At 63.7% G+C, this 17,978-nt stretch carries 16 protein-coding genes; 6 read left to right on the top strand and 10 right to left on the bottom strand.

The genetic code is table 11. From position 1 onward, the window contains the following. Nucleotides 1-14 precede the first annotated feature (14 nt). Both obgE and proB read left to right on the top strand, forming a co-directional pair. On the top strand, nt 15-1,466 hold the full coding sequence (obgE, locus tag R4P70_RS10990; protein ID WP_019749068.1) for a GTPase ObgE: 1,452 nt from the start codon (nt 15-17) through the stop codon (nt 1,464-1,466). Nucleotides 1,467-1,510: 44 nt separating this feature from the next. Next, a complete protein-coding gene (gene proB / locus R4P70_RS10985; protein WP_317830802.1) occupies nt 1,511-2,614 on the top strand; it encodes a glutamate 5-kinase in 1,104 nt (367 codons plus the stop codon). On the opposite strand, the gene R4P70_RS10980 is transcribed toward proB, so the two are convergent. After that, complete coding sequence (locus R4P70_RS10980) at nt 2,587-3,444, bottom strand: NAD-dependent protein deacetylase (RefSeq protein WP_317830801.1); 858 nt, start codon at nt 3,442-3,444, stop codon at nt 2,587-2,589. The two genes, proB and R4P70_RS10980, sit on opposite strands and share 28 nt — an antisense overlap. Before the next feature lie 50 nt (nt 3,445-3,494). On the opposite strand from R4P70_RS10980, the gene R4P70_RS10975 reads away from it, so the two are divergent. Then, nucleotides 3,495-4,016, top strand: a complete 522-nt coding sequence (locus R4P70_RS10975; RefSeq protein WP_019749065.1) for a VOC family protein — start codon at nt 3,495-3,497, stop codon at nt 4,014-4,016. A 44-nt stretch (nt 4,017-4,060) separates the two neighbouring features. Here R4P70_RS10975 and R4P70_RS10970 read toward each other — a convergent pair whose 3' ends face one another. From R4P70_RS10970 to R4P70_RS10930, 9 genes are all read right to left on the bottom strand, one after another. Next, the gene (locus tag R4P70_RS10970) at nt 4,061-4,993 is read right to left on the bottom strand and encodes a D-isomer specific 2-hydroxyacid dehydrogenase family protein (protein WP_113683738.1); all 933 of its coding nucleotides are present in this window, start codon (nt 4,991-4,993) and stop codon (nt 4,061-4,063) included. A gap of 9 nt (nt 4,994-5,002) precedes the next feature. Next, complete coding sequence (locus tag R4P70_RS10965; RefSeq protein WP_003944463.1) at nt 5,003-5,401, bottom strand: ectoine synthase; 399 nt, start codon at nt 5,399-5,401, stop codon at nt 5,003-5,005. A 15-nt stretch (nt 5,402-5,416) separates the two neighbouring features. Then, on the bottom strand, nt 5,417-6,679 hold the full coding sequence (ectB, locus tag R4P70_RS10960) for a diaminobutyrate--2-oxoglutarate transaminase (RefSeq protein ID WP_020969986.1): 1,263 nt from the start codon (nt 6,677-6,679) through the stop codon (nt 5,417-5,419). Nucleotides 6,680-6,727: 48 nt separating this feature from the next. Further along, nucleotides 6,728-7,243: a diaminobutyrate acetyltransferase gene (ectA, locus tag R4P70_RS10955; protein WP_019749063.1), complete on the bottom strand. Its 516-nt coding sequence runs from the start codon at nt 7,241-7,243 to the stop codon at nt 6,728-6,730. Nucleotides 7,244-7,403: 160 nt separating this feature from the next. Next, nucleotides 7,404-9,503 carry a RecQ family ATP-dependent DNA helicase gene (locus tag R4P70_RS10950; RefSeq protein ID WP_113683736.1) on the bottom strand — a complete coding sequence of 700 codons (2,100 nt, stop codon included), beginning with the start codon at nt 9,501-9,503 and terminating at the stop codon, nt 7,404-7,406. 39 nt (nt 9,504-9,542) lie between these two features. After that, nucleotides 9,543-10,364: a MerR family transcriptional regulator gene (locus tag R4P70_RS10945; protein ID WP_113683735.1), complete on the bottom strand. Its 822-nt coding sequence runs from the start codon at nt 10,362-10,364 to the stop codon at nt 9,543-9,545. A 53-nt stretch (nt 10,365-10,417) separates the two neighbouring features. Continuing rightward, entirely contained in the window at nt 10,418-11,299 is an 882-nt protein-coding gene (locus R4P70_RS10940; protein ID WP_113683734.1) for a ribokinase, read from the bottom strand. Then, the gene (locus R4P70_RS10935) at nt 11,296-12,738 is read right to left on the bottom strand and encodes an MFS transporter (RefSeq protein ID WP_019749059.1); all 1,443 of its coding nucleotides are present in this window, start codon (nt 12,736-12,738) and stop codon (nt 11,296-11,298) included. Before R4P70_RS10935 ends, R4P70_RS10940 begins: the two co-directional genes overlap by 4 nt. 243 nt (nt 12,739-12,981) lie before the next feature. Beyond that, complete coding sequence (locus R4P70_RS10930) at nt 12,982-14,085, bottom strand: NADH:flavin oxidoreductase/NADH oxidase (protein WP_113683732.1); 1,104 nt, start codon at nt 14,083-14,085, stop codon at nt 12,982-12,984. Nucleotides 14,086-14,257: 172 nt separating this feature from the next. On the opposite strand from R4P70_RS10930, the gene R4P70_RS10925 reads away from it, so the two are divergent. The 3 genes from R4P70_RS10925 to R4P70_RS10915 are packed head-to-tail and all read left to right on the top strand — an operon-like array spanning nt 14,258 to nt 17,969. Then, on the top strand, nt 14,258-15,544 hold the full coding sequence (locus tag R4P70_RS10925; protein WP_019749057.1) for a glutamate-5-semialdehyde dehydrogenase: 1,287 nt from the start codon (nt 14,258-14,260) through the stop codon (nt 15,542-15,544). Between the two features lie 41 nt (nt 15,545-15,585). Then, nucleotides 15,586-16,497 carry an AAA family ATPase gene (locus R4P70_RS10920; RefSeq protein ID WP_113683731.1) on the top strand — a complete coding sequence of 304 codons (912 nt, stop codon included), beginning with the start codon at nt 15,586-15,588 and terminating at the stop codon, nt 16,495-16,497. Nucleotides 16,498-16,505: 8 nt separating this feature from the next. Continuing rightward, nucleotides 16,506-17,969 (top strand): vWA domain-containing protein, encoded by a 1,464-nt coding sequence (locus R4P70_RS10915; RefSeq protein ID WP_020908216.1) that lies wholly within the window; start codon nt 16,506-16,508, stop codon nt 17,967-17,969. The last annotated feature ends 9 nt before the right edge of the window (nt 17,970-17,978 follow it).

The raw sequence follows: 17,978 nt of genomic DNA, 5'->3' as shown, positions 1-17,978 counted from the left end.
AGGATCCGGCAGTCATGTCCCGATTCATTGACCGTGTTGTGCTGCACGTCAGCGCTGGAAAAGGCGGCAATGGTTGCGCCTCCGTACACCGCGAGAAGTTCAAACCGCTCGGCGGTCCGGACGGTGCCAACGGAGGTCGCGGCGGCGACGTCATCCTCGTGGTCGACGAGAACATCCACACCCTCCTCGACTTTCACTTCCATCCCAACGCGAAGGCGACCAACGGCAAGCAGGGCGCCGGCAGTAACCGCGAGGGTGCAAACGGTGAAGACCTCATCCTCAAGGTCCCGGATGGAACTGTGGTTCTCGATACCGACGGCAACGTCCTTGCCGACCTCGTCGGTGTCGGCTCGCGCTACGACGCCGCTCAGGGCGGCCGCGGCGGACTCGGCAACGCAGCACTCGCCTCGAAGGCTCGCAAGGCCCCAGGTTTCGCACTCCTCGGTGAAGACGGTGTCGAGCGTGACCTGGTGCTCGAACTCAAGTCGGTAGCCGACGTCGGTCTGCTCGGATTTCCCTCTGCCGGTAAGTCTTCGCTGGTGTCCGTTCTCTCGGCGGCCAAGCCGAAGATCGCCGACTACCCCTTCACCACTCTGGTCCCCAACCTCGGCGTCGTCTCGAGCGGTGACACCACCTTCACTGTCGCCGACGTGCCCGGGCTGATCCCCGGTGCCAGCGAAGGCCGCGGTTTGGGCCTGGACTTCCTGCGCCACATCGAACGCTGCGCCGTATTGGCGCACGTGATCGACTGCGCCACCCTCGATCCGGGGCGTGACCCGATATCCGACATCGACGCCCTGGAAGCAGAGCTGGCCGCGTACACGCCCGCGCTCTCCGGCGACTCGGGACTCGGTGACCTCGACAAGCGCCCGCGCGTCGTCATCCTGAACAAGACCGACGTTCCGGAGGCAGCCGAGCTGGCCGAAATGGTCACACCCGAGATCGAAGCTCGCGGATGGCCGGTCTTCACCATCTCGGCGGTGAGCCGAGAAGGTCTGCGACCGTTGACATTCGCGCTGGCGAAGATGGTCCGCGACTACCGCGAAGCTCATCCGAAGCCCGAGCCGAAGCGCCAGGTCATTCGCCCGGTCAAGGTCAAGGATTCCAGCTTCACCATCGAGAAGGATCCCGATATCCCTGGTGGGTTCGTCGTCCGAGGCACCCGCCCGGAGCGGTGGATTCGTCAGACCGCCTTCGACAACGACGAAGCCGTTGGTTACCTCGCCGACCGTCTTGCACGCTTGGGTGTCGAGGACGCATTGGTCAAGAAGGGCGCTCAGCCAGGGGCCTCCGTCACCATCGGTGACGTCAGCTTCGAGTGGGAGCCGATGACGCCCGCCGGTATCGATCTGACCCGTACGGGCCGTGGAACCGACCCGCGTCTCGATCAGGTGGAGCGTATCGGCGCCGACGAGCGCAAGCATGCTCGTCGCGTCCGCCGCGGGCTGCTCGACGAAGACGCCTGACTCACGCGATTTCAGGACGAAAACCGAAGAGAGGGAACGGGACTGTGCTCGGGTCCACCAGGGAGTCGATAGCGTCGGCTCACAGTATCGTCGTGAAGATCGGGTCGTCTGCGCTCACCAGTCTGGTGGCGGGACTCGACACTCACCGACTTGATCTGTTGGCCGATGCCATCGAGGCCCGCATGCGCGCGGGCTCCGATGTAGTCGTCGTCTCGTCCGGTGCCGTCGGCGCTGGACTGGCGCCGCTGGGACTGACCAAGCGACCGCGGGATCTCGCGACCAAGCAGGCTGCGGCCAGCGTCGGTCAGTTGGCGCTGGCTCACGCCTGGGGTACGTCGTTCGCCCGTTACGGGCGTACCGTCGGGCAGGTTCTACTCACGGCGGACGACATCGCTCGACGGACGCAGCACCGCAACGCCCAACGGACACTCGATCGGCTACGGGCATTGCACGCGGTGGCGATCGTGAACGAGAACGACACCGTTGCCACCACCGAACTTCGATTCGGTGACAACGATCGGTTGGCTGCTCTGGTTGCTCATCTCGTCGGCGCCGACGCGTTGATCCTGTTGTCGGATGTGGACGGCCTGTACGACGGGGATCCCCGAAAGGGCGATGCCACACTGATTCCCGAGGTCAACAGTCCCGAGGATCTCGACGGTGTGGTTGCCGGTTCGGGTGGCGCTCTCGGTACCGGAGGCATGGCGTCAAAGCTCTCAGCAGCACGCCTGGCCGCTGATTCCGGAGTGCCGGTGCTGCTCGCGGCAGCATCGGACGCTGCGCAGGCACTCAGTGGTGCCGATGTCGGAACGGCATTTGCGCCCCGGCCGACGCGATTGTCGGCTCGCCGATTCTGGGTACGTCACGCCGCTGACACATTGGGTGACCTTCACCTCGACGAAGGCGCCGTTCGCGCGGTGGTGTCCAAGCGTCGAAGCCTGCTGTCCGCGGGCATCGTCGGTGTGTCCGGCGATTTTCACGCCGGCGATGTCGTGTCGCTGATGGGACCGGGGGAGAAGCCCGTCGCTCGTGGTGTCGTTGCGTTCGACGCTGCGGAGATCGAGGAGATCCTGGGGCGCTCCACCGCCGATCTACCGGCCGACATGCAGCGTCCCGTGGTTCACGCGGACGACTTGGTGGCGCTGTAGCTGTCGTACTCGACCAGGGCGGAAAGTGCTTCAGCACAACCGACTTCGAGCTTGAGGTCGGCGTATTCGTCACCTCGGGTCGTTCCGCGATTGACGATGGCGATCGGCTTCCCGGTCTTGGCGGCATGCCGCACGAAACGCAGACCGGACATCACCGTCAACGACGACCCGGCTACCAGCAGTGCATCGGCTTGGTCGACGAGGCTGTACGCCCGGGCCACACGTTCCTTGGGGACGGATTCACCGAAGTAGACGATGTCCGGCTTGAGTAGCCCACCGCACACGGCGCAATCCACGACGCGAAAGTGTGTGGTGGATTCGATCACGGCATCTGCATCGGGCGCGATCTCGACTCCCGTTGCAGCAGCCACAGTTTCGGCAAATCCGGGGTTGGCTTCCTCCAGTCTCTCGGCGAGAGTGGTGCGGGAGATCAGCCGCTGGCAGCTCAGGCATCGAACCTGCGCGTAGGTGCCGTGGAGGTCGATGACGTTTCGCGCGCCGGCCTTGGTGTGCAGCAGGTCGACGTTCTGGGTGATCACACCGACGGCTCGCCCTGTTCGCTCGAGTGCCGCGACGGCCCGGTGGCCCTGGTTGGGCCGCGAGCTGTCCATGTATCGCCAGCCGATGTGGTTACGCGCCCAGTAGTGACGTCGAAACGCCGGATCCCCGATGAACTGCTGGAACGTCATCGGATTGCGCGGGGGTGAATCGGGGCCACGGTAGTCCGGGATTCCGGAGTCGGTGGAGATGCCTGCACCCGTCAGAACTGCCAGGCGACGGCCGGTCAGGAGCTCGGGAAGGGCGTCGAGGCGGCTGTTGTCGGTAGGCACCGTTCCAGGATAGGCGCGTGTGCGAGACGGCGGCGCGGAGGAAGTCCGAAATGTTCAATAGAACGCGTGTACGACTGTCGATACTCGTAGACATGAACACAGTGAACCCAATTCCCGCTGGTTACCACACGATCACTCCCTACCTTGCGGTGCCGGACGGCCATGCCGCACTCGACTACTACAAACGAGCACTCGGGGCTGAGATCGTCGATGCGATGAATGCACCTGACGGCACTCTCATGCATGCCGAGATTCGGATCGGTGATTCGATGCTGCAGCTTTCGCAGGAGATGCCGGACTTCGGTCTCAGGTCGCCGCAGGACGGCTGGGTGCATTCGTCCATCGTCGTTTACACCGAGGACACGGATGAGTTCGTCGATCGGGCCGTCGCCGAGGGAGCCACGCTGGTCACGGCGGTCGCCGATACGTTCTCGGGTGACCGGCACGGAGTGTTTCTCGACCCATTCGGCCATCGGTGGGCCGTATGCACGAAGGTCGAGGACGTACCTGCGGAGGAGGTGGCTCGCCGGGCGCGGGCGCTCTTCTTCCCGGATACGGATTCGCCACAGTAACTTTCGGCAGCTTTCGCCGGATCATTCAGGCTGCGGCGGCGTGCTCAGTATCCGGCGACCGGGTCGACGAGGGCAGCCAGTGCCTCGCCCTTCGCGAAGCGGGTCACGTTCTTGGAGACGTGATCCGCAAACGCGGCGGGGCGAACTCCCGGCGGATTGGAATCGTGGGGTGTGATGATCGCATTCGTCAGATCCCACAGCGGGTGACCGTCCGGGAGGGGTTCGGGTTCGGTGACGTCGAGACCGGCGCCGCCGATCTGCTCCGACTCGATTGCCTCGACCAGCGCGTCGGTATCGACCAGTGATCCGCGCGCGACATTGATCACCCAGGAATGGGGTTGCATCGCCGCCAACTGCGCGCGGCCAACGAGGTGACGGGTGGCCGGGGTGGCGGGCGCAGCGATCACGAAGTGATCTGCGCGAGAATAGATTTCATCCATCCTGGATGCGGGGTACGTCGAGATGGCCCCGGGAACCGGGCTACCGGAACGATTGACTGCGATGCTGTCCGCCCCCTGCGCGGCCAGCATCGGAATCAGCGCGCGGCCGATACCGCCTGCGCCGATGATCGCAACCGTCGAGCCACGAAGGGTGCCGATCTTGGGAAAGAACTCGAACTGACGCCACGTTCGAGCTTCGATGTGTGCGGGCAGGTGACGAACTCCGGCCAACAGCAGCATGAGCGCGTGCTCGGCCACCGAGGCCGAAAACGCGCCGGCCGCCGAGGTCCACGTGATTTCGGTGTCCTTCGGAATCACACCGGAGTCGAACCAATCCTCGATTCCCGCCGACGGCAGCTGCACCCACCTGACCGACGCCGGTAACTCCGACGGAAAAGTTTCGGGTGAGCCCGCCCAGATCAGGGCGTCGGCAGTGTCGATCGGACTGATCAGACCTCCGCCCCGAAGCACCGCGCTGTCGAGCAGTGCATCGGGGACGGGGCCGATCGCTACGCGTGGAGAGGTGTCAGTCGCCATGACTAGACGCTACGCGGGGACCTCCACCAGTGGGTAGACACCGTTCTCGTCGTGTACCTCACGCCCGGTGACCGGCGGATTGAAAACGCAGAGCATGCGCATCTGCGTATCGGGCTCGACGCGGTGACGCTCGTGACCGTTGAGCAGGTACATCGACCCCGGTGCGAGATCGTATTCCTTGTTGTTGTCCAGGTCGATCAGCTTGCCGGTGCCCTCGACGAGCCAGACCGCTTCGACGTGGTTGGCGTAGTGGAACTCGTTGACCGAACCTGCCTTGATGGTGGTTTCGTGGAACGAGAACCCGACGCGGTCGCCGCCGAGGACGATGCGCTTGCTGCGCCAGTTGCCGTCCTCGCTCGTGATGTCGCGGTCGGTGTCGGTGATCTCGGTGGTGGTGCGAACGATCATGGGAGAGTCCTTCCTCTAGCTGCAGACCTTGAGTGTCGCCTCGGCCAGGATGGAGAGGCCGTGCTCGAGCTCGTCATCGGTAATCGTCAGTGCCGGAAGCAGTTTCACAACCTGGTCGGAGGGTCCGGAGGTCTCCGCGAGCAATCCCTCGTCGAATGCCAGCTGGCAGACCTTGCCGGCGCGCTCGGGCTGATCGAAAACGAGGCCCTGAACCAGGCCGCGTCCACGGTGCGAGACCTCGCCGGGGAACTGATCGGAGAGATTGGCGAAGCATTCGCTGATGCGTGCGCCCTTCTTCAACGTCGTCTTCGTCAGTGCGTCGTCGGACCAGTAGTGGTCGAGTGCAACCTTGGAGGTGACGAACGCCGGGTTGTTGCCACGGAAGGTGCCGTTGTGTTCGCCCGGTCCCCAGACGTCGAGTTCACGCTTGAACAGCGTGAGCGCCATCGGCATTCCGTAACCGCTGATCGACTTGGACAGCGTGACGATGTCGGGAACGATTCCGGCCTCTTCGAAGGAGAAGAACGGGCCGGTGCGGCCGCAGCCCATCTGGACGTCGTCGACGATCAGCAGGATGCCACGATCCGAGCACAGTGTTGCCAGCGCCCGAAGCCATTCGGGGCGAGCGACATTGACGCCGCCTTCACCCTGAACGGTCTCGACGATCACTGCCGCGGGACGGTTGATGCCGCTACCGGAATCATCGAGAACGCGGGAGAACCACTGGAAGTCCTCGGTGACGCCGTCGAAGTAGTTGTCGAAGGGCATCGGTGTCGTGTGCACGAGCGGAACACCGGCGCCCGCGCGCTTCATCGAGTTGCCGGTCACGGAGAGTGCACCAAGTGTCATTCCGTGAAATGCGTTGGTGAAGTTGATGACTGCCGAACGTCCGGTCACCTTGCGGGCCAGCTTCAGTGCAGCCTCGACGGTGTTCGATCCGGTCGGGCCGGGGAACTGGACCTTGTAGTCCAGGCCGCGCGGCTCGAGGATGTTGCGCTGAAAGGTCTCGAGGAACTCGCGCTTGGCGACTGTCGACATGTCGAGGCCGTGCGTGATGCCGTCGCTCATGATGTAGTCGACCAGCGCCGATTTGAGCACCGGGTTGTTGTGGCCGTAGTTGAGGGCGCCGGCACCGGCGAAGAAATCGAGGTATTCGCGTCCGTTTTCGTCACGAATCCAGGATCCGGATGCGCTGGTGAACACCGCAGGCCAGTCACGGCAGTAGCTGCGGACCTCGGACTCGAGGGTTTCGAAAATGCTTGCTTCGTTGATATTCATATCTTCTTTGTTCCTCCGGGGCATGCTGTATGCCGAGCGCGAAGTGCGCTAGGCGCCGATCGTGTAAAGATCTTCGGCTTCGTGTCCATCGGGAAAATCTTTGGGCGAGAACAAGTTCTGCCTGGTTATCGGTACTTCGCGTCGACGTGCGAGCGCGGTGAAGAGTGCGATCGAAGCCTCGTTGTCGGGGCTGATCGTCGTCTCCAGATGTGTAACACCCAGTGGGGCAGTGCGATCCATCAAGTCGGACAGCATGCGGGCAGCAATTGCCTTGCCGCGCTGGTCCTCGTCGACCGCGACTTGCCACACGAACAGGGTTTCCTGCGCGCTGGGACGGGTATAACCGGAAACGAATCCGACTACGCGGCCGTCTACCTCTGCGACGATGGACGTCGCGCTGAAATCCCTGCACCACAACAGGTATGCATAACTCGAATTGAGGTCGAGCACCTTCGAATCACGTGCGATCTCCCAGAGCCGGACTCCGTCATCGATCTGTGGGCTTCTGAACAACACCGCGTCCGGCGCGGTGGTCGGGATAGCTCTCGTATCAACAGGCTTCATCGGTCATCTGAACGTAACAATCATTGCTGTCGAAGTCATGCAGATGTCCGTTTCGGGCCGTGCGGAACCCGTTGCGCCCCAGGTGAGGACATGAATGTGATCGTGCTCACATTATGTAACTTTTGGTGTTGTCCGAGCGACTATTTCGGGCCAAAACTCGCTATTTGGGGCTCGCGAGCGCCAATGGGAGGACCGAATGCGCCCCCGCCTGCCGAAGTGCGCGTGCGGCCATCGTGAAAGTCCAACCGGTGTCGGCGATTGCGTCGACAAGAAGTATCGGTCCCTGATGGATACTCATGTCCGGGACTTCCCAAACATCGACCAGTCCGGACACGCGATAGGCGGAGTTCGCTGCCGACACCGGAGGGCGGTCGGGTCGCAAGCGAAGGGTGCCCAGGTCGGTCAATCGCCCGACCTCGGCCAGCTTGGCAGCCAGGCTCGACACCAGCAACGGATGCGTCGTGGATTCGAGGGCCATGACACCGGTGGGGCGCTCGGCCCAATTCCAGGCGGCCAGAACGCTGATACACGCGCTGACCACCGCATCGGGTACCTCGGCGTCGGGTCCGTCGAAAAGCGCGCGGAGACGTTGGCCCCAGCCCAGGTCCGACATCCGTCCGAGAATGCGCCCGGTTTCCGGTCCCTCGGTGATCTTCCCGGACAGCTTGACGCCCAGCTTGCTCAGGCCGGTCGGCCACATCTTGCGCGGCTCCAGGTCGAATCCGGGGCGCTGCAAGCGCGCCCGAGTCTCGTCGAGGGCGGTGGTGTCGACAGTGGTGTCGTAGCGATTGCCGGTGCAGTTGTCACAGCGTCCACACTGTGAGTTCTCCGATGTCAGACCAGGATCGTCGAGTTGTTCACGCAGGAAGGTCATTCGGCACGTGGTGATGCTCTGGTACTCGACCATTGCAGCTTGCTCGGCCTGGCGAGCGTCGTCGAGTCGACCGTAACGCTCGGCGTCGTACACCCAAGGTTCTCCGGTGCTGATCCAACCGCCCTTGACTCGTTTGACCGCGCCGTCGACGTCGAGAACTTTGAGGACCATTTCGAGACGGGTGCGATTGAGCTCCACCAGCGGTTCGAGTGCCGGTGTCGACGTGGCCTTTTCGGTGTCGAGGTGCTCGATGACGCTGCGGACCAGATGCTCGCGGGGGAAGGCGACCGAGGCGAAGTAGCTCCAGATCTGCTTGTCCTCGGTGCCCGGCAGCAGGATCACGTCTGCCCTGTCGGTGGAACGTCCGGCGCGGCCCACCTGCTGGTAATACGAGATAGGTGACGACGGTGCGCCGAGGTGGACGACGAACCCGAGATCAGGCTTGTCGAAGCCCATCCCGAGGGCCGAGGTGGCCACCAGAGCCTTGACGCGATTGCCCAACAGGTCCTGCTCGAGGGATTCACGTTCGGTGGGATCGGTCTGGCCCGTGTAGGCGGCGACGGTATGACCGCGCTCGGAGAGCAGGCTTGCGAGGTCGCGAGCGGCCGAAACCGTCAGCGTGTAGATGATGCCCGATCCCGGCAGCGTCTCGAGTATGTCGGCGAGCCAGGCAGCGCGCGCCGTCGCCTCGGGAATGTGAACCACGGAAAGGTGAAGTGACTCGCGCTCGAGCCCGCCACGAAGTACGAGAGTTTCCTCGCCGCCGACGCCGAGTTGGGCGGACACGTCCTCGACGACGCGGTTGTTGGCCGTAGCCGTGGTCGCGAGGACAGGAATGCCCTCGCCGAGTTCGGCGATCAAAGTCCTGATACGCCGATAGTCGGGACGGAAGTCGTGTCCCCAGTCGGAAACGCAGTGAGCCTCGTCGACCACTACCAAGCCGGCATCAGCTGCCAGGGACGGGAGAACCTGATCGCGGAAGTCGGGGTTGTTCAGGCGCTCGGGGCTGACCAGCAGTACGTCGAGATCGTTGGCTGCAACGCGGGCGTGGATGTCGTCCCACTCTGTGACATTGCCCGAGTTGATGGTCGCGGCTCGCACCCCGGCACGCTCGGCAGAACTGACCTGGTTTCGCATCAGGGCCAACAACGGAGAGACGATGACAGTGGGGCCATGACCTGCTGCCCGGAGCAGCTTCGCCGAGATGAAGTAGACCGCAGACTTGCCCCAGCCGGTCCGCTGGACGACGAGGGCACGCTTGCGTTGCACCACCAGCGCCTCGATGGCCGTCCACTGGTCCTCGCGTAGGCGGGCATCCGGCCCCGCGAGTTCACGGAGCAGTCGCTCGGCTTCGTCGCGCATGGCTGGGGCAGTGGCGGTGGTCATGGACCCCATGGTGCACGACCCTGCCGACACGTGCGGGCTTCAGGCCTTGGCAACAGGTTCCTGCAGCTCGGTGACCCAGCCGTCGACGTCCTCCGGGCACGCCAGCGTGACCTCCCGGCTGGGGCCGGCATTGCGGTATCCCGCTGCGTCGATCCACTGAGCCAAGGCTTGATAGGCGGGCAGGCAGTTGTCCATCGACCCCTTGTGCAGCAGCGAGGCCACCTGAGCTTCGGCCTGCAATTCGACGACCGCGAACTCGTAGTCGCCCTCGGGATCCGCATCGACCGGTAGCGCGGCATGCACGACGACGTTCTCGTCGTCACCGGCATCCTCGTAGTACGCGAGCGCAGGTCCGATCGCGGCGATACCGGCACGATCCAAACCGGTGCACAGGCGCTCGTACAGCCCGCGAACCACCGGACCGATCGACGACGGATCCATCGTCTTGGCGGTACCGGTCAACTCCGCGACCCGCAGCGCCGGAACGGACTTGATCACAACCTCGTATGCGGACATCTGTCCCTCACTTTCGATGATGCGTAGGCGCGCCTGTACATGCGCCAGTCGCGCGGTGTCTTCCTGGATTCGGGTCTCGAGTTCTGCTCGGCGAAGCGTGAGCATCCCGCGGATTTCGTCGACAGTGACCGCCGACTCCACCACCTGCTGGACCTGGGCCAGGGTCAGGCCCAACTCCTTGAGAGCGACGATGCGGTTGAGCAGCGCCAACTGGCCCGCGGTGTACGAGCGGTACCCGGTGGATGCGTCGACCCTCGCGGGCGTGAGCAGGCCGATGGCGTCGTAGTGGCGGAGCATGCGCACGGACACGCGACCTGCTCTCGCGAAGTCTCCGATGCTCAACATGGTTACTTGCCCCGTTTCTCCCTCACGAACCCGACACCTACAGGTTTAGAACCTCACACGGTGTCAGAGTCAAGCTGTCGGTTCAGGACTTTTTCGATCTCAGCGCGAGTGGGCGACGACACCGACGCGCCGCGAACCGTCGTCGCCAGACTTCCCGCCGTGGCAGCGAACTGCAGGGCGCGGTCCTGGTCCTGCACCCACTCCACGGCGAAGGCCCCGGTGAAGGCATCGCCGGCGCCGGTGGTGTCGACGGGTGTCACGGCCGGGGAGTCGGCGTGAACGGTCTCGTCGCCGGTCTTCAGATCCGCGCCGCCCGCTCCGAGCGTCGTGACGAGGTGCGCGACGCGACCGGTGACCGCGGCCAGCTGCTCCGACTCAGTCTGGTTCACGATCAAGATGTCGACTGCATCGATCAGTAGAGCCGGAAGTTTTTGCACGGGAGACGGATTGAGGATGACCGTCGTCCCGTTGGCGTGCGCGTGCTCGGCTGCCGCTGTAACTGTCTCGACCGGGATCTCGAGTTGGCACAGGAGGATGTCGGCGCGGGAGATCGCGTCGAGGTCTGCTTCGGTCAACGAAGAGATCGAGGAATTGGCGCCCGGGACGACGATGATGTTGTTCTCCGCGTCTTCGCTCACGGTGATGGCCGCGACGCCACTCGGGCCGTCGACACTACGCAGCAGTGCGGTGTCGACCCCGGCGTCTTGCAGGGTCTCGCGCAACTGGGTGCCGAAACCGTCGTCGCCGACCGCGCCGATGAACGACACGTCCCCACCGGCCTTCGCGGCGGCGATGGCCTGGTTACTGCCCTTACCTCCGGCCGCGGTGGCAAAGGCAGTGCCGAGCAGCGTTTCTCCCGGAGCGGGGAATCTGGCCACCGACGTGGTCAGATCCATGTTGATACTGCCGACGACGACGATTCGAGGCGTGCTCATACCTCGAGGTTATCGGCCTTCATTCTCTTGCGGCGAACCTTGCGGATGATCCGGCGTGCTTCCTCGTCGGTGGCCACGGCGGGCGGAGAGCCGTCCAGTGGCTTCCGTGCGGTCTCGGGGATCATCAGGACTGCGATACCGCCGATCACCGCGGCGATCATCATGTACATCGGTGCGACCAGATTGCTGCCCGTTGCACTTTCGAGAGCTGTCAGCACCAGGGGAGTGGTTCCACCGAAGATCGACACCGCGAGGTTGTATCCGATTGCCAAGCCGCCGTACCTGATTCCGGTCGGAAAGAGTGCGGGAAGCACGGACGGGAACACCCCGACGAACAGCAGGAGCAAGCCGCCGAGAATGGCGAGTCCCAGGAAGACCGTCACGTAGTTGCCGATGCCGATCAACAGGTAGGCAGGCAGGGACAGGACGAAGAATCCGATGAAACCGCTGAGCAGCAAGGGTTTACGCCCGACGCGGTCCGAGAACTTTCCGACGTAGCTGATTCCCATCATCATCACGATCATGACGATGATCATCAGAACGAGTCCGTGGGATTCGTCGTAACCCAACGTGTTGGTCAGATACGTCGGCATATAGCTGAGCAGGCCGTAGTGAGCGATGTTGTATGTGGCCACCAGAACGATGCACAGAACAAGCGGACGCCAGTTGTCGACGAGAGTTTCGCGTAGTTTCTTGCCGGTGGATTCGTCTGCGAGGGAACGCTCTTCGGCCTGCTCCATCATCTGGAATGCGGGAGTTTCCTCCAAACGTAGACGGAGGTACAGGCCGATGAGACCCAGCGGTCCGGCAATGAGGAAGGGGATGCGCCAGCCCCACTGGAGGAGGTCCTCGGCGCTGACGACGGTCTGGATGATCGTCACGATGCCCGCTGCCGCCACATATCCTGCCAGAGTCCCGAATTCGAGGAAGCTGGCGAAGAAACCGCGCCGCTTGTCCGGCGCGTATTCGGCAACGAACGTACTGGCCCCGCCGTATTCGCCGCCCGTGGAAAAGCCCTGCAACAGGCGTAGGAGTACCAGCAGGATCGGGGCGGCGATACCGATGGATTCGTAGCTCGGGATGAGGCCGATGGCGAAGGTACTGCCGGCCATCAGAATGATGGTGGTGGCCAGGACCTTCTTGCGTCCGATGCGGTCACCGAGTGGACCGAAGAACAATCCGCCGAGAGGGCGGACGATGAAGGCAGCCGCAAAAATTGCAAACGTCGAGAGGAGTTGAGCGCTGCCGCTCGCGTCCGGGAAGAACACTTTTCCGATAGTGGTAGCTAGATATGCGTAAACGCCGAAATCGAACCACTCCATGGCATTTCCGAGCATCGTTGCCTTGACAGCGCGCTTGACGGACGCATTGTCGGTGACGCAGACATCGGGTGATTCGGCCACTTCGAGAGCGCTGATCGAGTTCTCTGGTGTAGTCATGACATGCGCTCCCCAGCGCAATCATCGAACCGAGCGGGGCACGTACCTGATGCACGCATCTTTTCGTTGCCCACTCGCCGATGAGCCGGTCGGGAAATCGAGCGTCCGCGTGCCCTGTGGCTCGTTGCGACCCCCGTCGCACGGCTCTGGCCCGCGGCAGTGTCCGGAGCCCACAGGGCTCCGGACTACCGGCAAGTAAGACGCTTACGCTATCAAAGTTGGGCGCGGGAGCCGATTTTCGGGCTAGAAGGCGCGGGCGTACTGCGTCGGGATATGTGGTCCGACCTCGGCGTTCAGTTCCCGTGCCGCCCGGCGCGCCCAGTACGGATCACGCAACAGTTCGCGGCCGAGGAGCACCGCCACTGCGCTTCCGTCCTCGACGATCTTCTCGGCCTGTTCGGGTTCGGTGATGAGGCCGACGGCGGCGGCCGGTAACAGGCTCTCGTTCTGCAGGCGACGGGCGAACGGAACCTGGTATCCCGGTTCCACCGGAATCTGTGCCGCCGGTGAATTGCCGCCGGTGGAGACGTCGACGAGATCGACCCCGTAATCGGAGAGGATGTTGGCCAGGGCAACAGTCTGATCCGCGGTCCAGCTGTCGACCTCGAGCCCACGCTCTTCCGTCAGCCAATCGGTCGCCGAGACCCGGACGAAGAGCGGCAACTCGGCCGGCCACACCTCGCGGACTGCTGTCAGGATTTCGAGGAGCAATCGAATGCGGTTCTCGAAGCTGCCTCCGTAGCGGTCCGTTCGCTTGTTGCTCTCGGGGGAGAGGAACTGATGGATCAGGTATCCGTGGGCCGCGTGAATTTCCACGACCTTGAATTCGGCCTTCAATGCGCGGGTAGCCGCCGCTGCGAAGTCCGCGACGACCTTCTCGATGCCCTCCGTGGTGAGCTCTACCGGATCGGCAAGGTGACCGAACGGAACCGCGCTCGGGGCAACCGTCTGCCACGAGAGTCGGTCGTCGGCGGGCAGGCTCTTGCCGCCGCGCCACGGAACCTGCGTCGACGCTTTGCGTCCGGCGTGGGCCAGCTGAATTCCGGGCACTGCGCCGAAGTACGCGAGTTGCGCGTTGATCTCGGCGAAGGCTTGCGCCTGCGTGTCGTTCCAGATCCCCAGATCAGCTGCCGATATGCGGCCTTCGGGACTGACGGCCGTCGCCTCGGTGAGAATCAGGCCGGTGCCGCCGATTGCACGGCTCACCAGATGCGTGCGATGCCACTCGTTGGGCACTCCGACCTGGTCGCCGATGACGTCGGCCGAGTACTGGCACATCGGTGCCATCCAGACGCGGTTCGGGATGGTGACACCACGCAGGGTCAAAGGCTCGAACAACACACTCACGGATGGCTCCTGACTCGAAGAAGAAGGTCGGTGGGTGCAACAGCGCCGCGCATCGGAATTGTTCCCCAGCGGTCCGCCGAAATGTTCGCAGGCGGTCCGCCGGAATGGTCCCGGGTGGTCACAGCCTCGTTCCGCCGAGCAAGCCGCGGAGGTGGGTGGTTAATGTGTATTCATGACCGCTGTGACTTCCAACGCAGAAACCGTCGACTCGAACGCGTCCGACACCAAGTCCGTCGTGCACGACGCCGCACGCCGAGCCCGTAAGGCTTCGCGCGTCCTGGCTCTGCTGACCACGGCGCAGAAGGATGCTGCTCTCCACGCCGCAGCCGACGCAGTTCTCGCGGCAAGTGATCGGATTCTCGCGGCCAACGCTCTCGATATCGACACCGCGAAGGCGGGTGGCACCGAGGAATCGCTGCTCGACCGTCTTCGTCTGACCGCTGACCGCATCGAGGGCATCGCGTCAGGTCTGCGCCAGGTTGCCGGACTACCTGATCCGATCGGCGAAGTTCTTCGCGGCTCCACTCTGCCGAACGGTTTGGAACTACGGCAGCAGCGCGTTCCGCTCGGTGTCGTCGGCATGGTGTACGAGGCTCGTCCCAACGTGACCGTCGATGCCTTCGGGCTCACCCTCAAATCGGGAAATGCTGCGCTGCTTCGTGGTTCGTCCTCGGCGGTCAAGTCCAACGAAGCGTTGGTAGCGGCCCTGCGTGCGTCGCTGGTTGCTCAGGGACTGCCCGAGGACTCCGTTCAACTTCTGCCAAGTGCGGATCGCTCCACGGTCACTCATTTGATTCAGGCCCGTGGCCTCGTCGACGTCGTCATCCCACGAGGCGGCGCCGGCCTGATCAGCGCCGTAGTTCGCGATGCCACCGTTCCCACAATCGAGACCGGTGTCGGTAACTGCCACGTCTACGTTCACTCGGCCGCCGATCTGCTCATGGCCGAGAAGATTCTTCTCAACTCCAAGACCCGTCGGCCCAGCGTGTGCAACACCGCGGAGACTGTGTTGGTCGACGCCGCCATCGCCGAGACGGCCGTGCCGAAGTTGCTTCAAGCGCTTCAGATGCACGACGTCGTCGTGCACGGCGATCTGCCTGGACTCGTCCCGGCCACCGAGGACGACTGGTCGAAGGAGTACCTCACGCTCGACGTCGCGCTCAAGGTCGTCGAGAACCTGGACGCTGCAGTCGAGCACATCGACCAGTACGGGACCGGCCACACCGAAGCCATCGTGACTTCCGATCTCTCGGCTGCCCGTGAGTTCACCGCTCGCGTCGACGCCGCGGCAGTGATGGTCAATGCGTCGACTGCCTTCACCGACGGTGAGCAGTTCGGATTCGGCGCCGAGATCGGCATCTCCACCCAGAAACTGCACGCGCGTGGCCCCATGGGGCTACCGGAACTGACGTCCACCAAGTGGATCGTCTGGGGCGACGGGCACACCCGACCCGCCTGAAAAGTTCACCAGACTTGCCCCACCCTTTTTAGGAGTTAACCGTGGACCGAGCTCTTCCCGATACAACACCGTTCTTCTCGAGCGTCGACGACGTGATCGAGCGTTTGGCCGAGACGGGTTACCTGTCCGACAAGGGCACTGCAACGGCAGTGTTCCTGGCCGACCGACTGGGCAAGCCCCTGCTCATCGAGGGCCCGGCCGGTGTCGGTAAGACGGAACTCGCCCGCGCAGTCGCCCAGACCACGGGCGCAGAACTGGTGCGTCTGCAGTGCTACGAGGGCGTCGACGAGGCTCGTGCACTCTACGAGTGGAACCACGCGAAGCAGATTCTTCGGATTCAGTCGGGCGGGGCGGGCGGAGCGAGGGGTGATGTCGCGGTCGACCACAGCTGGGACTCGACGAAGGCGGATGTCTTCTCGGAGGAGTTCCTGCTCGCACGTCCACTGCTCAAGGCCATTCGCCGCGAGGACCCGACGGTGCTGTTGATCGACGAGACGGACAAGGCAGACGTCGAGATCGAAGGTCTGCTCCTCGAAGTGCTCAGCGACTTCGCGGTCACGATTCCCGAGCTCGGAACGATCACCGCCACCCGCAAGCCGTTCACGGTGCTGACGTCCAACGCCACGCGCGAACTCTCGGAGGCTCTTAAGCGTCGTTGCCTCTTCCTGCATCTCGATTTCCCGGACGCCGACCTCGAGCGTCGCATCCTCGCAAGCCGGGTGCCGGAGCTTCCTGAAGCGATTGCCGAGCAGCTGGTCAACACCATTCGTGTTCTTCGCGGAATGCAGCTCAAGAAGGTTCCGTCGGTGTCCGAAACCATCGACTGGGGACGCACCCTTCTCGCTCTGGGCATGGACACGCTCGACGACGACGCCGTACGCGCCACGCTCGGTGTCATCCTCAAGCACCAGTCCGATCAGGTGCGCGCCGCCGCTGAACTTCGGCTGAACTGAGGTCTGTCATGGCTCCCGCAGGATCGACGTCGCCGCTCTCACCCGGCGGCCTGGCAGCGCCGCACGGGATTCCCGGTCACCTCGTCGATTTTGTCGAGGCTCTGCGACGACGCGGAATCATGGTCGGCCCGTCCGAGACCGTCGACGCCGGTCAGGTCATGTCGGTTCTCGACCTGCTCGATCGTGAAGCGCTTCGTGAAGGGCTGGCATGCTCGCTCCTGCGTCGACCTACCCACCGGGCGACGTTCGACGCCGTCTTCGACCTGTGGTTCCCCAAGGCGATCGGTGACCGTGCGGTCGGCGACGTCGACGTCACACTGCCGCGCAAGCCAGACGGCTCGATCGACCTACAGGCATTGCGTGAGCTGATCGCCGAACTGCTGACAGACGGCAGCGACGAGGCGATGGAGATGACCGAACTCCTGACCGCCGCGATGGTCGAGGAACTCGGGCAGTACCAGTCGAGTAACGGCCCGTCGTTCTCCGCCTATCAGGCGCTGCGCGACGTCGCCCCGGAGACGTTGCTCAACAAGATCCTGCAAGGTCTACTCGGCAACCAGGAAGGCGCGGGGTCCGAGGGCAAGGACAATTCCGACTATCAGTCCGAGGTCGCCAAGCGCACGGCAGCGCAGCGCATCGCGGACTTCCGCAAGATGGTCGAGAAGGAAACGCGTCGACGCACCGCCGAGAATTTGGGTAAGGAACGCGTCGCCACGTACGGCGTTCCGAAACTCGCCGAGGAAGTCGACTTCCTGCGGGCCTCCGACGCCGAACTCACCACACTGAAGAAGAACGTCGCACCACTCGCTCGTCTGTTGGCCAGCCGTCTCGCGGTGCGTCGTAGCCGCTCCCGCTCGGGTTCGATCGACCTGCGTCGCACGTTGCGCAAGTCCATGTCGACGGGCGGAGTGCCGATCGATCTGGTGCAGCGCAAGCCGAAGCGAGCGCGGCCGGAACTTGTGGTGATGTGTGACGTGTCGGGTTCGGTGGCGGGGTTCAGCCATTTCACCCTGCTCCTCGTCAACGCGTTGCGCGAGCAGTTCTCACGAGTGAGGGTGTTCGCGTTCATCGACACGACCGACGAGGTCACGCGGTTCTTCGACTCGAACGCAGACCTCGGGTCCGCGATGTCACGGATGGTGCGTGAAGCCGAACTGATCACCTACGACGGCCACTCCGACTACGGGCACGCCTTCGGGGTCTTCCAGGAGAAGTTCGCGCAGTCGATCACCAGTCGCACGTCGCTGCTGGTACTCGGCGACGGTCGCAACAACTACCGCGATCCCAACCTCCAGTCGCTGTCGCAGATGGTTGCGGTTGCCAAGCACGCACACTGGCTCAACCCTGAGCCGAAGGGGCAATGGGGAACGGGTGACTCCGCGGCGAAGGTGTACAACGAGGTCATCAGCATGCACGAGTGCCGCTCGGCCCAGCAGCTTGCCGACGTCGTGTCCCGTCTGCTGCCGGTCTGACCCGTAAGC

This window comes from Rhodococcus sp. IEGM 1241 (assembly GCF_033142365.1).
Classification (GTDB): Bacteria; Actinomycetota; Actinomycetes; order Mycobacteriales; family Mycobacteriaceae; genus Rhodococcus_F; species Rhodococcus_F erythropolis.
The sequence above is the reverse complement of the archived record's forward strand: the minus strand, read 5'-3'. Positions and strand labels throughout refer to the sequence as shown.